Source organism: Rhizobium sp. ZPR4 (assembly GCF_040215725.1).
Taxonomy (GTDB): Bacteria; Pseudomonadota; Alphaproteobacteria; order Rhizobiales; family Rhizobiaceae; genus Rhizobium; species Rhizobium rhizogenes_D.
This window is the reverse complement of sequence record NZ_CP157968.1, coordinates 1,532,304-1,547,332: the sequence shown is the minus strand read 5'-3', so window position 1 is coordinate 1,547,332 and position 15,029 is coordinate 1,532,304. Positions and strand designations below refer to the sequence as shown.

Here is a 15,029-nt window from a genome sequence, read left to right as displayed (position 1 = left end):
CCGGAAAGCAATCCGGCTTCGCCATTCGTGTTGGGGGCGTCATGGCGAAGCCGGGTATGCGGGGCGATCAAAGCCTGCTCGAGCCAAGCTACTGATCGACCACGATTTTACATCAGTTGCCGGCGCTGACATTTCTGAATGTTGCTGAAACAAGGCATTTTGGCGAAATTTAATGTCTCGGCTTTTCCGCCTGCGCGAACTATTTGGTAAGTTCAGTAACCTTACTTTGAATATTGGTTTATGTAGAATTTTCGGGAGTTCTACGCAAGTAAAGCCTGTTTGATCGTACAGATATGCCGTCGGCTGATCCCGCTTTGCAAGGGAGCGCCAAGCTGCGATGCAACGATGATTTGGTTCGCGTCGCTTGTGCTAGCTTGCGACCTTGGCCTCGGCGTTCTTGAACGACACGACCTGCTCCAGCCCGCGCGGCTGACGGTTGCGCACCGTGATCTCGCCCCCGAATCGGGTGATGATCTCACGCGCAATGGCCATGCCAAGGCCGGCGCCTGGGAAAGACCTTTGCCTTGCGATGTCGATTCGGAAGAAGGGTTCGAACACCTGATTGAGCCGATCCTCCGGAATGCCAGGCCCGGTATCGACAATTCGCACAACGGCTCTATTGCCAAGATGCGTGACCGTCACCGTTGCCGACTGGCCGTGCGTCGCCGCATTGATGAGCAAATTCCGCAAGGCTCGGGTGACCGCGAGAGGGCCTGCGCAGATCGTCGCCTGCTCCAGTTCACCGCTCGCGACGTTCATATCGATCGCCTTCAACTCCGTGACGATATCGTCGACAATCCTGTCGAGCCTGACCTGCTCCAGACTGTCCTTGGAAATCTCTTCCCGGACCAGCCCTATCGCGCTGTCGGCGATCCTGTCGAGTTCCTCGAGATCGGCAAACCATTTGCGCCGCTCTTCGTCATCCCGGATGAACTCCGCGCGCAGACGCATCCGGGTCATCGGCGTTCGCAGATCGTGCCCGGCGGCGGCAACGAGCCGCATGCGGCTTTCCGTGGCGGCCTTCACTCGGGCTGACAGGCCATTGAGCGCCTGTGCAGTCGCACGAATTTCTCCCGGTCCGCTTTCCGCTATATGCGGCAATGTGCCGTCGGGATTGATCGCGGCCACCGCTTCCTCAAGCAGACGCAGCGGCTTCATGATCTTCGAGGCGGCAAAGATGGAGACGAGCACGCTGCCGATGATGATGAGACCGAGCCATCCCACAAGGATTTTCCACCCGCCCGGCGGCGGCCCATGATCCGGCATCGGCATGATCAGCCAATTGCCGTCGGAAAGCCTCAGCGACGCGATCATTTCGCCCGTCGATTGGCGTACTATGACGGCCTCGCGCATGCCGGATATTCGAAGCAGAGCTTCCATCAGAAAGCGGGACAATTCTTCGTCGCGTTGGCCTTCAGCAGGCCCGGGGGCGACGACCAATCCGGCCGATGCCGCCGTGGTTCTGTCCTTCTCTGCGAAAGTGGCAAGAATGGAAAGCTGATGGGCCATCCGTTCGACGGTCATGTCCGGGCGTGGTCCACGCATGACGAGGCTTGCCACGAAGGACGAGGAAATGACGACCAGAACGATGGCGGTCATCAAAAGTAGCGCTAAGCGCGCGCCAAGCGACCTCATGAATCGCCTTTGATGGCCGTTACCGGAACGACGAGCTGATAGCCTCCATTGCGGATTGTCCTGAAGATGGGCTCCTCCACCGTTTCTCCTAGCTTGCGGCGCAGCCGGCTCATCAGGACGTCGATCGAGCGATCAGCCGGATCGCGATCGCGCCCCTGCGTCAGGTCGAGCAACTGATCACGCGACAAGAGCCGGCCTGCACGCTCCAGGAAAGCCTTCAGAAGGTCGAACTCAGCGCCTGTCAGCGAGATCACCTCGCCGTTTTCTCTGGTGACCCGGCGAAGCTGCGGATCGAGCAGCATGCTCGCGAACTGATAGCGCCTCTGCTCGGGCTCCAATGAGGAATCCTCGTTCGTACGGCGCAGGACCGCACGGATGCGTGCGGCCAGTTCACGCGGATTGAACGGCTTGCCCAGGTAGTCGTCGGCGCCGATCTCAAGACCGAGAATGCGATCTATGTCCTCTTTCAGGGCGGTCAGCAGAATGACCGGTACCCGGGGGCGGCGGTTTCGCAGATCGCGGCATAGATCGAGGCCCGACCCGTCAGGAAGCATGACATCCAGGACGAGGAGATCCGGATGACGTCGATTGAGCGCATCGTTGCATCCGCGCAAGTCGCTTGCCGTCGATACGCGGAAACCCTGCTCCTCGAGATATCTGCTCAGGAGCGAGCGTATTTCGTGGTCGTCATCGACTATCAGAATATCGGGAGCGGCGGTTGCGTTCATAGGCTTCATTCCGTTTTCTCAATTCTTATACAAACTATAGTTTGTCTGAAAAGAAGGGTTTTGCGGCGCCAATACGGAAAAATCTGGCGGAGAAACATTCGTTTACAAAATTCCTGGGGCTGGAAATGTTGGGTAACAAAATAATGCGCGGAAAACAAAATCCGCTGCCGGTGATGCGTCAACGCGATGAAAGCCCCTGCGCATCGGCAATCGTCAAAGCCGGTCGCCGCCCGGCAATCAAGCCGCTCGCAGCCATTCGACGCTCCAGGCGGAAAGTCGCCCTTCGATGGCACCGCTGTCCATCATCAGTCGAATTTCGATCGGCGTACGCGGATCGACAATGTTGACCGGTACTGCCACCTCGAAGGACCCGGTGCCTTCCGGGCAGACACGCAGCCTCCCTAGCAATTCGGCAGCATGTACCTCGACGGTGAAGATCTGCCCCTGACAGTCTTCGTCGACATCGAAAACAAACTTCGCACTCCAGCGACCTGGCGGCAAGTGAAGATAGGGGCCATAGATGAGGCACCGGGCTCCCCCGGTGAGGTCGACAAGATCATCCAGGGTTTGCCCCAGGCTGTCGCCTGACAGAAACGTCTCCTGCGGCCAGAAAATGGTCGCGCTCGAGCTTTCCCGAGGGTCGAATTCCAGGGGGCGAAGAACCTTCCTTGCCGTCTCGCGCAATGCCTCGCTGACCTCCGGTACAGTCTCCTGAGGCATCAGATATCCGGCGATCACCGCCGCCGCAGCCTCCTCCAGTTTCGGCACCTCGGCGTGCGACGGCTGTCCGACCGGCGCCATACCGATGTGCAGCAGCGCATTTGCGATTTGCTCAAGTTTGAGATCAGTACTGAAATGCCGGTCTATCGTCTTCAGGAGCAGATCTATGCTGCCCTTTTGATCGATGTCGTTGCGGCGCAAGACCAGCGCTCCGGAAGCGCTTGCCAGCGGCTCGAGGCAGGCAAGGCTGGCGGAGACGGCCCTGACCAGTCCGATATCCCGCTGCTCGGTCGCTCGAGCCAGATATGAAACCGCGTCGAGGGGATCCTCGAGAAACAACAGAAACGGCACATTGACCCTGAGGATCAGTTCCGAAAGCTTGGCTTCCGGAAATTGCGAGACAAGAACGGCATGCATGCCCGATCGTGCTACGACATGCTGCTTGAGGTCCTCCACCGTATCGGTTGCGATGATCGCATAGTCGCCGAAAGCTTCGCGGGCCAGGGCATGAACCGCGGCAACGCCCCAGGAGGACATGACGCCCGGCATCCCGAATGCAAAGAGGATGGTCATGCACCACCCTTCCCGCGGCTATCCGTTGAAGAGGCTGTCATAAAGCGCGCTCACCTTCTGTTGATATCGATCCGTCGAAAAACGGGCCGCCTGCTTGGGGCCGGACTTGGCAAACGAGGCGCACAGCCCGTCGTCCTGATCCAGACTGACGATCGCCTTGCGCATCTCCTCCGTGTCATAAGGATCGACCAGCAGCGCGGCATTTCCGGCTATTTCGGGAATCGATCCTTCCGTGGAGCTCAGGACCGGCGTTCCAAGCTGCATGGATTCCAGCACCGGCAGGCCGAAACCTTCGTAAAGCGAGGGAAACAGCACCGCCCGCGCTCCCCTGATCAGGCTGATCAGCAGAGGATAGGATACGAAATCGAAGCGCTGGATCTGTCGTTGCGGCAGGATGCGGTCTTCCGCGCGAAGATAGAAGCGAAACCGGTCATCATCGATGAGCTGCTGTGTTTCCGCACCCTTCCATCCCGGAGCACCGACGATGATAAGCGGCTTGGATGTCTTCGCGGCGAGATATGCTTCGATCAGCCGCGAGATGTTCTTTTTCGGCTCGAAAGCGCCGAAGAAAAGGAAATAGCCCTTCCAATCGAGATGGAAAATGCCGGCGACCTCGTCGGCAACCACATCCGCTGGCTTCTCACGAAGCTGCTCCGGCACGTGAACTGCCTGATAGGTATTGCTGACGCGCGCCTCATCGGCACCAAGAACCTTGATGATATCGGCCCGCGACGTTTCGGACACCGTCACGATATGATCCGCTCGCCGGACCAGAGAGCGCAGCATCTTATAGTGATAACGCTTGTCGTCCTCGGTCAGATAGGGCAGCCGCAAGGGAACCAGATCATGGATCGTATAGATATTCAGCGCCTTCTTCACCGCGATCGGCATCGGATAAGTGCAATGGAGAAGATCCGGCTGTGCTTCGAACTTCATTGTTAGATTATTGCCGTAGCGCTTGAAATGATGGCGTGCGAGATGGAACAAGTCGCTGGAAGCATAGGCCAGGGCCGCATCGCCGAGCTGCGCCTGAAGAGATTTAAGAATAACCGTCCCGCTCAGTGGGATCGGAACCGGTTTCACACCGAAGGGCGCAGCAATGCGACGACGCAGCCAATGCCGAACTTCGGAAAATGCTCCGGGCGGGCGGGCGCCGGACGCATCGAAGAGAACAACCTCTCGCAATACCGGGTCCTTTGGAACTCTCCCCGGAATTCCGTAGACAACTCCGGTCTGATAACCAAGCGAACGGGACGCAGACATCAGACCGCGGGTGTAAGTCGCAACACCTGTGCCCTTTTTCAGAGAAAGATTGAGGCCGTCGTAAAGGATCGTCTGGCTCACTCCTATCTCTCCTTCAGCATCTGGAACCCCTTCTTCGCCCTCAAGCCGGCTTGTCACGCGACAAGACGAGCAGCGAATCGTCGGAGTTATATTTCGAAAGCAAGTCCTCGCTGGTGACAGGAACGGCCTCGCCACTGAAATCGAGGCGCCGCAGCGACCCATAGATGCCGGCAAGCCGCTCAAGGAAGCCTTGCGCGTCGGCATAGCGGCCAGGATTGAACTCGACGACAAGCATCGGCTTGTGACGGGCAATGGTCTCGCCCATTCCTTCGAGGATGACTTGCTCCGCCCCCTCTGCGTCGATCTTTATGAAATCGACGCGTGAGCAGGAACCACCCAAACGATCGAGGGTAGTCACGGGAACCTTGATGACTGCACCATCCTGGGCGTGAGGCTGGAAGGTTTCTGAGACGATCAGCGCGTTCTTCGGCTCGCTATGGGGAATGTAGAAGGAGGCCTCGCCAGATATTGTGGCGCCGAGCGCCAGTCTTTCGATCCGCGTCCGATCCAGCAGCCCATTGAGCTCGATGCTGCGACGCAGGAAATCAGCCGCATGCGGATTGGGTTCGACGGCGATCAACTCGCCTTTGGCTCCCACCAGCTCGGCAAGCAAAAGAGAATAGTAGCCGAAATTCGCGCCGACATCGATCGCGGTCATGCCGCGCTTGACGTTACGTGCGCAAAACAACGTCAGCCAGATTTCCCAAAAACCGTCCAGAAGAACGTGAGAGCCGAAGCCCCTGTCGCGGGTATCGATGTAGAGCTTGTAGCGACCGAGCACGCGGACCAGAGCCGTATGGCTTCCAAGATAGGCGCTGCTGACCCGCTGCAGGATTGCAGCCTCTGCCTGATGCCTGTCGAAGGCCATCAATTCATGAAGATGTAGCAGTGCCGAAGAACTCATTTTATCTCTCTCGGTCCGGCATGCCTGCTGCGCATTTCGCAGGCCGGCCAACATCATGAAATTCCATCGACTTCATTCTTCCGCCCCTCTCGCGCCCCGCACGGTCCTTAGTTTGCCGTAGATGCAGCTATGCCGACCGATGCCGCTGACAGTGCTGTTCCCGTGACGCCCTGGAAGAGGCCCATGAATTTCTGAATATCGATCGAGGATGCGTTGGAGACGTAGATGATATCCCGCGGCTGGACTTCGAAGTTCTGCATTGCAAGTAGCGTGGAGCCATTTTTCAGATCGAACCGATAGACGATCGGAACGGCCCCGCCTCTGCGCAACAACGGATTGTTCGGCGCGACGATGCGACGGGCGACGTCAAGCGGCTCGTAACGGAAGAGGAACACGCCCGAGGCGTCGGCGCGTGTATCCTGCAGCCCTCCCGCACGCGCTACGGCGTTCGCCATAGTCAAATGCTGTGCACTGAATGGCACCTCGCCATTCTGGCCCGACGCACCGAGAATCGTGTAGGTAACCGGCTCCCGGACGACAGTGACCACGTCTTCAGGTCGCAATCTTACATTTTCGCGCGGGTTTTGAACGATCGCGGTGAAGGGCAGATGCATCGTGCGGCGTCCTCGCGTCAGATAGACGACGCTATCATTGACGCCGGCGCGCAATCCTCCCGCTGCCGCGATGGCATCAAGCACACGATCGCCGGCAGGCGAGAGCGCAACACGTGCGCCACCGGCGACCTCGCCGGTGACCGTGACGGTATTCGAGGCGCTTTGCTGCACCGTTACCAGCGCCTGTGGCTGCACCGCCTTGCCGGTAAGGCCAGAGATCACGGCTCGTTCGACAGCTGCGGGCGTTCGGCCGACCGCATTGATGCGCCCCACATAGGGAATGCTGATCGTCCCGTCGCTATTGATGGTTTGAGGCGGGATCGTAACCGAACTCCCGGTCGCCTGCTGCTGACCTGAAGCACTGGACGCCATCCCGAACAGACTTCCAGGCGGCGCCTCCCAAAGACTGACGGAGACGACATCGCCGACGGCGATTCTCAAGCCGGGATCACGCGCACCCTCGCCGAAATAGGCCGCGAAGCTGGCCTCGGGTCGAGCAACGCTCTTGACCAGCGCAGTCGATGTCACGTCGACCAGCGCAAATGGCGGCATGGTGCGCGCGGCCGCCTCTTCCAATATGCGGGAGGCCTTGGGTCCGGCCTCCGGTAAAGCACAGCCCGTAAGAACGCAGGCGAGAACGCACAGTAATCCGAACTTCAACGGCATCGACGATCCTGAATGGCATGGAGACAGTTTTGACGAGGCACTTTCGTGCGAGGCAGGCTAGGCCGTTCCGGCATTGTCGCTGCGCTCCCGGGTAAAACGAAGGGTCGACGAAGGACTGGAACCATAGGCGTGTTTGTAGAGAACGGAGAAACGCCCGGGATTGGAAAATTGCAGGCTCATGGCAAGATCGGTGATGCTTTCGGCCTGACCGCCCTTGATGGCGCCATGTGCCGCGGCCAGCCGGTAGTTGCAAAGTATTCCCATGGGCGTATCGCCCCGATAGGTCTTGAACATGCGCTGCAACGCTCGCGGGCTGCAGCTGGCGGCGTTCGCGAGATCCTCCAGCATGATGGCATTATGCAGATTGTCACGCATGAACGCCTCCGCCCTCAGGAGTTGGCGTGGCGCATTTTCAAGCGTGCCGCGATTGAACGCATCGGACAGATTGTGCGGCAGCTTGGCAAACAGCTTGACCAGCAGGAGCTCGCCATAAGCCTTGGCGAGCATCATCCGTTCAGTCTGGCGAGCAGTCGTCAAATCCTTCTCGGCCTGGCGCAGCGTTTGATAGAGCCCTTGCGCGCCACCTTGACGGAAGCTCACCGGTGCCAACGCAAATTCCTGTACATAAGGCTTGCCTGTCAGTTCTTCGAAATGCTGCCGGATTACGGCTTCCGGGATCTGAAACAGCAGCCAGGAACTGCGTGGCTTGATCTCCAGCCGCTTGCCTGCACGGTCGCTGATGCTGGCGACATAGTTGGCAGGAATGCGCAGGGATTTGCGCATTCGCCGATGATTGATCTCTATTTCACCCGCGAGAACAAATACGATGCTGACGCGCGGCAGATCCTGCTTCGCGATCCCCTCGAGGCCGGCCGAATGCTCGGCGCTTATGATCGAGGCCGATTGAAGCGGTTGCTTGCTGAATTTGAAGGAGTAATCGCCTGAGGTTTCCGAGGGAACCGTCCATTTCCAGTTTGGCTCAAGCATGTCGAGGTTGCGAATGATTGCATCCCGGGAATACACCTCGAAAGTGCCAACGCACTGCTCGACAACTCTTTCCAACATCGCCATCCGCTAATCCTACTCAAAATCTCAGGTTGCATATTAGCCATCGCTAACACTTGATTTCTATCTAGGCCACATTTTTCTAGCGTTCGTTATGACGACTCCATCACGTTGCTCCCGCGCCCACTTCGAGATGCAAGACCGTTCATCGTAAGTTGCATTACTAATTATTAAATTAGCACGATGAATTTTAGCGCGACAGTACAGATAGTGACGATGTTATACAGAATCCTACCTCTTCGTAGCGCGGCCACAGGTTGAATATCCCGAGCGACGATATCGGACAAAATAATCGCTATCGGCAAATATATCCTACGCGTCTACTGGCACAGGTTGCAGAAGTAGTTACTAATTTATCTCGATCGACTTGGCGGAAGCTCGTTGCGTGCACAGGGGCCGCGGGTAAAATGAAGTCGCTTTGAGACCACGCTGGCTTGCGGTTAAAAACAATCTACAGGTTACGTTCATTTCAATTATTCTAATACATCATGAGGTTTAGCCAGGATCCTGTGTCATGATCCGCAGTGCCGCTGCCCGCATAGCAACCGGATACAGGCAAGCACGGAGGCACCGTGCAGCTACCGCTCGATATTGTCTCAATTTGCAAATATGGCGTGCACTACTGTTATCGATCCACACAACCGTTCGTCAGCCGGGCTACAATGTGGAGTAGATGCGAAATGCCGCTTCAATGTCGTCGAAGACGCGGCCGCGGCCATTCTTCAACACGAGCGCCGACTTGCACAGATCGCCGATCACATTGAGATTATGTCCCACAATGATCATCGAGCGATCCTTGCGCTTGACGAAAAGCTCTTCAAAACAACGTGATTGAAAGCGTTTGTCACCAACAGCCAATACCTCGTCGATGAGATAGCAATCGAAATCGATAGCAAGCGACATGCCGAAGGCCAGCCGCGCCCGCATGCCTGAGGAATAGGTCCTAAGAGGCATGCGCAGATAGCGGCCAAGCTCACTGAAATCCTCTACCAGATTGCGAATTTCGTTGAATGGCTTGTCATAGATGCGCGACAGGAAGCGCATACAGTCGAAGCCGGTCATCGAACCGCCGAAGCCACCACTCAGGGCAATGGGCCACGACATCGACATGTTGCGTACGACCTTGCCCGACGTCGGCTCCTCTATCCCTGCGATCATGCGCACGAGCGTTGATTTGCCGGCCCCATTGTGGCCGAGAACGGCGATCTTTTCACCGCGGCCGATCTTGAATGTCACGCCGTCGACCACGCGGCGCATCCGGCCATGCACTTCGTATTCCTTGACAAGGTCGAACACGCCGACAATGCCATCTTCATGCCAGGGGATTTCGCTCTTCGGCGCCGGCGTCCCCGAAGAAGCAATCTGCGTGAGACTGGAAGGGAGACCGGTCATTGCTGAGCCGCATGCTCGTATACCTGGATCGCGAAGAAGCGCACGATCCAGAACGTTGCGAAGCAAACCGCAAGCAACATCAGAAACGAACCGAGGCGCTTCGGGTACAGCGCATGATCCGGCAAATTCGGATCGGCGATTCGCTCCAGATACAATTGTTGCCGCTGTGCATCGATCCTTGCATTTTCCAGGGAAACAGTAGCCGATGTCAGCATCTTCGCGGCCATTTCCCTCTCCAGCAGCAGTTGCTCATATTGCGCGATGCGAGGCGCCATCGAGCCGTCACTACCGACGATACGTGCCCGTTCATCACTGATCTGCCGCTCCATCGCCGCCACGCGCGCCCTAAGCGATTCGCCTTGCGGACTTTGCGGTGCCTGTTCTTCCAGTGCGGAAAGACGCGCCTTGCTGTCGGCCAGGTCGTCCGAAAGCCGGGCAATCATGTCCAAAGCGGCGGATGATTGCTTGCTTGGATCGACAAGCGCTTCACGATTGCGGAAATCCGTCAGGCTCTTTTGCATGTTGGACAGCCTTGCCTGGCTGTCGTTCACCTCGATCTGTGCGTAATGGATGGCATCCTCGCGTGCCCGATCATTGAGGCGGTTGATGAGTTCTTCCGCATGCTGAACCAGGGCGTTGGCCAAGCGATAGGCGTCTTCGGCACGAAATGCGCGAGCATCCAGCGTAGTTACGCCGCTGCCGCTGTCGGTACGCACATTGATGAAACGAAGATAATGCTGATACAGCTCCTCATTGTTGGCTTCGGCCCAAGGTAGCGGGTAGCGGCTGAGGAGATCTCCTTCGGGGCGGGAGAGGATCTCGGTCAGATCATCGTTCTTTACCAGGGCGTCCATGGCGGCGCGCGACTTGATGAACTCGGTGACGATGTAGCTGTCGTCCTGCGCACGAACGAAGCCGGTGCTCTGGAGAAAACCGCTGAGCAGCCCCGCGGCATTCCTGTTCGGACTGCGCACGACGAACTGCGTTTCGGAAACATACTGATCGGCGCAGATGAAACCGTAGTAAACCGCCCCGAGCAGGCCTGGAACGACGACGATGAGCAATAGCAGCAGTTGCGACCGGGCCCATCGCGCAACGGAACGCGGCCAGGAAACCGGTTGACCTATGACGACGCCGGATGCGCGTGCGTTCACCAGCCTAACGAAATCAGTGAATTCCTTGTTATTCTCGATACGGCTCATTTGGGACCATCAAATCTCTCTTGGAATGGTCGAGACCACTCCACAGCTGCCCTTTCGGAGCTCCGATCAAGCAATAGCAATCAGCCGGTTTCCATCGTTTCGGTTCGTCATTCCGAGCAACGCGCGCGACGATTTCGACGGCAATTTACTTTGCAAGAGATTCCCATATATCCTTTGAAAGTCAAATATATTTCCGCGCTTCCGAAATTTTTACATACAGAAACAAGAATAATTTGCCTTCTGTCGCAATTAATACTTTGGCGACGCGATCCGTATGGCGAGGTGGAATTGTGGCGGCAATAACTGCCATTCGATTAGCCGTTTCACCCTCTTTGCTGGTTCAAGGAATTCGGAATGGGAAAGCTCGGAGGCCTCTTAAAACATGGCGGCAGCAACTTTGCCTCGGCTGGTCGTGGAGAGTTGTTCATCGGCCAGTTTTGCCGAAGCTTCCTGAAGTTTCTCGTGGCTAGGCGGCGCAAACTCGCACTCGCGATACCGGAAGCTGTCGAACAGCTGCACTTGCGTTTCATGCCCCCGAACGCGGTTCAGCTCATTCAACCCGCCGTGAGCGCACATCGCAGGCTGTTTCGCCTAAGCGCGAGCAATCGCTCTTAGCGGACATCTTTGGGGGGACTTATATGCACATAGATTCGACGATCTTTCCCCAGGAGACACGGTCTTCGGCAAAGACAAATGAGCAGCCGTCCTGGCTGCCCCCGACCAACGCGCGACTGCTCGCCTTTCTTCCGACACGTCAGCGGTTTCCTCTCATCGGTCCTGCCTTCTCCGCGTCGCTCAAGCCGATCGAATTAACGATGGGTGCCGCCGATGGTGTCGTCGGTTGGGGTGACGGGCCGCTTGCCCGTCTGGCACGCCTCTATGCGCAGGTGTTACGTCTGCCCTTCTGGACAGTGGCAGGCGGTTTTCTCCAATCGACTGGTCCGGACACCACGTCGCCGATCTCCATCGTCGCCGATGATCTCGGAATTCATTCCTCCGCCCGCCAGCCTTCGCGATTGGAGGCGCTGCTTCAAGATACACCATCCGATACGGATATTCAGCGTGCGGGCAACCTGCGGCGATGGATCATCCGCGAGCGACTGTCTCAAGACAATCAGCTAAGGGACGAGGCCATTTCGTTTCGCCGAAGCCGTCGCAGGCGCATCCTGCTTGTCGACGAGGTGGTGGGAAATCGCACTGTGGAAAGCGCGGGCGCCGATGCAGCGACCTTCGCCAGAATGTGGACTGCGGCTCTTGCCGAGGAAAATGCCGATATCATCGTCAAATGCCATCCCGAAGTCGTCGCAGGCCAGGCCCGGGGCTTTCTTCAACCTCTCGCCCAAACCGCAGGGGTGCAGCTCGTGGACCGCCCTGTCTCGACACATTCCCTCCTGGATGTGGTGGATGAAGTTTGGACGGTATCAAGCCAACTCGGGCTGGAAGCGCTTCTGCGGGAAATACCCGTCGTCACCTTCGGCATGCCCGCCTACGCCGGCTGGGGACTGACCGCGGACCGCGCCGAAGGCACGGTCGCAACGACGGCACGCTCGCGTCGTGGGCGCCGTGTCAGCATAGACGAGTTTGCTGCTGCTGCGCTCTTTCAATATTCCCGCTACGTCGATCCGGTCTCCCGCAACCCGATCACGGCCGAGCAGGCAGTCGAACGGCTGCTCGAATGGCGTACTCGTGCCCGATCGCTGGCCGGCCGTTACCTTTGCGTCAATTTCTCGCTTCACAAACGCGCGGTCATGCGCCGCTATCTGAACAGTCCCCGCTCGCAGGTTCAATTCGCCACCAATCCGAGCGCCTCGGAGATTCAGAGCGCCGACACCATCGTCCTTTGGGGCAACGCCGCGCCTCCTGATGAATGCGTTTTGTGGAAGCAGGGCAAGAGATTGCCGATCATTCGAGTTGAAGACGGCTTCATTCGTTCCTCCGGTCTTGGCAGCTCGCTGGTGCCCCCTTCTTCGCTCTGCTTCGATGACCAGGGCATCTATTTCGATGCCTCCACTCCAAGCCAGCTGGAAACGATCCTGAACAGGACGAATTTCGACGATGCACTTCTTGCGCGGGCAAAGCGTCTGCGGCAGGCCATCGTCTCGATGGGCATCACGAAATATAATCTGCCGCCGCAGCCGGCGCCGGACTACCGTGCTCTCGCTGAAGGCCGCGACATCGTTCTGGTGGCCGGGCAGGTGCCGAACGACGCTTCGCTGCGGTTTGGCATGGCAAGTCATCCGTCAGACATCGAGTTCCTCCAAGCCGTCCGGCGCGCAAGACCGAAGGCATTCATCATCTACAAGCAACACCCTGATCTTCTGGCGAAGGCGGCTGGCCGCCATCCGCCTCCATCCCCACCGGCGGAGGTTGCCAATCTCGTTATCGGCAATGTCAATCTGGATGATCTCCTCAGCGCCGTCGACGAGGTTCATGTCGCAACGTCGCAGATCGGGTTTGAGGCGCTGCTGCGTGAAAAGCCGGTATGGTGTCATGGTCTCCCTTTCTATGCCGGCTGGGGGCTTACTCACGATGCAGTTGTTTCGTTACGGCGAAAGCGCGCTTTAACGCTCGACGCGCTCGTCGCCGGCACGCTCATCCTCTATCCGCGATACTGGTCGAACATCACCAATCTTCCGTGCGAAGCAGAAGACGTCGTTGCCGAACTCTATCGCTCCCGTTTGGGCACGGCTCCCAATCCGTCGCGGCGGCGCTGGCTGGCGCAGGCCATCCATATGCTTGAGGCGAGAAAAACATGACGAAGCCGGTCGTTATGGATATCTCGCGATTGATGGAACGAGCGCATTGCCCGACGCCAACAGGCATAGATCGCTATGAGCTTCATTATGCAAATTGGTTGAACGAGCGCCGCAAACAAGCCGATCTGACCAATCTTCAAGCGTTTCCGCAGCCTTCCTGGTTTATCGAAACGAGCAATAGTGGCGCCATCAGCGTTCCCTCTGAGCGAGCAGACAGGCTGGTTTCCATCCTCAACAGCCGCTGGGCAGCGACGGAAATATCGCCCTCGCAGGCCACCCTTCTCGAGCGGATTTTCGCGGCTATCGATGGCAAGATCAGATGGCAGGCGGCGTCGGAAGTGAAAGCGGGCGACGCCCACACGCAAAAGCTGCGCAAGATCATGCATGCCGTCGCCAACCATTTCGCTCATGGCCTGACGCTGCCGGACAGGGCGTCTTTCGTCCACGTATCGCACAGCCGGCTGGAACGGACATCGGCTTTCTCCTGGCTTAGAGAAACCGGCCGGAACGGCGTCTTCTACGTCCATGATCTCATTCCGCTATCGCATCCTGAATTCGTCAGACCGGAGGAGCCGGAGCGACATCGCCGCAGAATGGAGACGGTGCTGAAACATGCGTCGCTCGTGCTTTGCAACTCCCAGGTAACGGCCCGCGCCTTGCGCACCTTTGCCCAGGAAAGCAATAGAAAGCCGCCCTCAATCGCCGTGCTGCCGCCCGGTGTCGAACAATGCTTCCTGTCGCCATCATCAGACATGGCGCGCCCCCGAATGCCATATTTCGTGACGCTCGGAACGATCGAGCCGCGCAAGAATCACATTCTGCTGCTGCACCTGTGGCAATATCTGGCCGAGCGTGACGGGTCGATGGCCCCACGGCTGGTCATCGTCGGCAAGAGGGGATGGGAAAACAGCCATATCCTGGCGATGCTGGAGCGCTGCCCTGCCCTGCCCGGACTCGTCATCGAAGTACCGGGGCTGGAGGATGCCGCCTTGGCTCGGCTGGTCGCCGGCGCGGCCGCCCTTCTTGCCCCTTCCTTCACGGAGGGTTACGGCATGCCCGTCGCCGAGGCCATCGCACTTGGCACACCTGTCGTCGCCTCCAACATCAGCGCCCATCGCGAAGCCGCGGCAGGCCAGGCCGCCATCTTCCTCGATCCCCTGGACGGGCTGAGCTGGCGAGCCGCCCTCGACATGATCGCCGCTTCGCCGCAACGCCGGACCAAGCCGAGCCAGCCAAGCGGATGGGACACGCATTTCGATGATTTGGAGACACTGATCGAGGCCGATTTTTCGGCGCGGCGCCACGCCGCCCAGCGCGCCTCACGACGCATCGAGAGAATATCGCCTTCGGTTGCTTTGCAGTGAGAGGCAGCAATGCAAGCAAAATGCAGCAACAAGACAAATCCGGTTGGTCAGCAAGACGTGGGAGCA

The 15,029-nt window shown here is 58.2% G+C and carries 12 protein-coding genes; 2 read left to right on the top strand and 10 right to left on the bottom strand.

The window, feature by feature from the left end:
• Positions 1 to 369 precede the first annotated feature (369 nt).
• From ABOK31_RS26680 to ABOK31_RS26635, 10 genes are all read right to left on the bottom strand, one after another.
• Positions 370 to 1,635: an ATP-binding protein gene (locus tag ABOK31_RS26680; protein WP_174172995.1), complete on the bottom strand. Its 1,266-nt coding sequence runs from the start codon at positions 1,633 to 1,635 to the stop codon at positions 370 to 372.
• Positions 1,632 to 2,363: a response regulator transcription factor gene (locus tag ABOK31_RS26675; RefSeq protein ID WP_174173264.1), complete on the bottom strand. Its 732-nt coding sequence runs from the start codon at positions 2,361 to 2,363 to the stop codon at positions 1,632 to 1,634. The genes ABOK31_RS26680 and ABOK31_RS26675 overlap by 4 nt, the downstream gene beginning before the upstream one ends.
• Before the next feature lie 237 nt (positions 2,364 to 2,600).
• Positions 2,601 to 3,656: a hypothetical protein gene (locus ABOK31_RS26670; protein WP_349959787.1), complete on the bottom strand. Its 1,056-nt coding sequence runs from the start codon at positions 3,654 to 3,656 to the stop codon at positions 2,601 to 2,603.
• 18 nt (positions 3,657 to 3,674) lie between these two features.
• Positions 3,675 to 5,000, bottom strand: a complete 1,326-nt coding sequence (locus ABOK31_RS26665; protein ID WP_349959785.1) for a glycosyltransferase family 1 protein — start codon at positions 4,998 to 5,000, stop codon at positions 3,675 to 3,677.
• 40 nt (positions 5,001 to 5,040) lie between these two features.
• Positions 5,041 to 5,904 (bottom strand): FkbM family methyltransferase, encoded by an 864-nt coding sequence (locus ABOK31_RS26660; RefSeq protein ID WP_349959783.1) that lies wholly within the window; start codon positions 5,902 to 5,904, stop codon positions 5,041 to 5,043.
• 107 nt (positions 5,905 to 6,011) lie between these two features.
• The gene (locus ABOK31_RS26655) at positions 6,012 to 7,184 is read right to left on the bottom strand and encodes a polysaccharide biosynthesis/export family protein (RefSeq protein WP_349959781.1); all 1,173 of its coding nucleotides are present in this window, start codon (positions 7,182 to 7,184) and stop codon (positions 6,012 to 6,014) included.
• 57 nt (positions 7,185 to 7,241) lie between these two features.
• Entirely contained in the window at positions 7,242 to 8,255 is a 1,014-nt protein-coding gene (locus ABOK31_RS26650; RefSeq protein WP_174172999.1) for a helix-turn-helix transcriptional regulator, read from the bottom strand.
• Positions 8,256 to 8,906: 651 nt separating this feature from the next.
• Positions 8,907 to 9,641 (bottom strand): ATP-binding cassette domain-containing protein, encoded by a 735-nt coding sequence (locus ABOK31_RS26645; protein ID WP_202034525.1) that lies wholly within the window; start codon positions 9,639 to 9,641, stop codon positions 8,907 to 8,909.
• The gene (locus ABOK31_RS26640; RefSeq protein WP_349959779.1) at positions 9,638 to 10,843 is read right to left on the bottom strand and encodes a capsule biosynthesis protein; all 1,206 of its coding nucleotides are present in this window, start codon (positions 10,841 to 10,843) and stop codon (positions 9,638 to 9,640) included. The genes ABOK31_RS26645 and ABOK31_RS26640 overlap by 4 nt, the downstream gene beginning before the upstream one ends.
• A 375-nt stretch (positions 10,844 to 11,218) precedes the next feature.
• Positions 11,219 to 11,362 carry a hypothetical protein gene (locus ABOK31_RS26635; protein ID WP_349959778.1) on the bottom strand — a complete coding sequence of 48 codons (144 nt, stop codon included), beginning with the start codon at positions 11,360 to 11,362 and terminating at the stop codon, positions 11,219 to 11,221.
• Between the two features lie 119 nt (positions 11,363 to 11,481).
• Here ABOK31_RS26635 and ABOK31_RS26630 point away from each other — a divergent pair, with 119 nt between their 5' ends.
• Together ABOK31_RS26630 and ABOK31_RS26625 are read left to right on the top strand one after the other, a co-directional pair.
• Positions 11,482 to 13,599, top strand: a complete 2,118-nt coding sequence (locus ABOK31_RS26630) for a capsular polysaccharide biosynthesis protein (RefSeq protein ID WP_349959776.1) — start codon at positions 11,482 to 11,484, stop codon at positions 13,597 to 13,599.
• A complete protein-coding gene (locus ABOK31_RS26625) occupies positions 13,596 to 14,963 on the top strand; it encodes a glycosyltransferase family 1 protein (protein ID WP_349959775.1) in 1,368 nt (455 codons plus the stop codon). Before ABOK31_RS26630 ends, ABOK31_RS26625 begins: the two co-directional genes overlap by 4 nt.
• The last annotated feature ends 66 nt before the right edge of the window (positions 14,964 to 15,029 follow it).

Bases quoted from the DNA above. Each gene is read 5' to 3' on its own strand.
- ABOK31_RS26680 (WP_174172995.1), bottom strand. From the start codon at position 1,635: ATGAGGTCGCTTGGCGCGCGCTTAGCGCTACTTTTGATGACCGCCATC.
- ABOK31_RS26660 (WP_349959783.1), bottom strand. From the start codon at position 5,904: ATGAGTTCTTCGGCACTGCTACATCTTCATGAATTGATGGCCTTCGAC.
- ABOK31_RS26640 (WP_349959779.1), bottom strand. From the start codon at position 10,843: ATGAGCCGTATCGAGAATAACAAGGAATTCACTGATTTCGTTAGGCTG.
- ABOK31_RS26625 (WP_349959775.1), top strand. From the start codon at position 13,596: ATGACGAAGCCGGTCGTTATGGATATCTCGCGATTGATGGAACGAGCG.
- ABOK31_RS26650 (WP_174172999.1), bottom strand. From the start codon at position 8,255: ATGGCGATGTTGGAAAGAGTTGTCGAGCAGTGCGTTGGCACTTTCGAG.
- ABOK31_RS26670 (WP_349959787.1), bottom strand. From the start codon at position 3,656: ATGACCATCCTCTTTGCATTCGGGATGCCGGGCGTCATGTCCTCCTGG.
- ABOK31_RS26630 (WP_349959776.1), top strand. From the start codon at position 11,482: ATGCACATAGATTCGACGATCTTTCCCCAGGAGACACGGTCTTCGGCA.
- ABOK31_RS26675 (WP_174173264.1), bottom strand. From the start codon at position 2,363: ATGAACGCAACCGCCGCTCCCGATATTCTGATAGTCGATGACGACCAC.
- ABOK31_RS26655 (WP_349959781.1), bottom strand. From the start codon at position 7,184: ATGCCGTTGAAGTTCGGATTACTGTGCGTTCTCGCCTGCGTTCTTACG.
- ABOK31_RS26645 (WP_202034525.1), bottom strand. From the start codon at position 9,641: ATGACCGGTCTCCCTTCCAGTCTCACGCAGATTGCTTCTTCGGGGACG.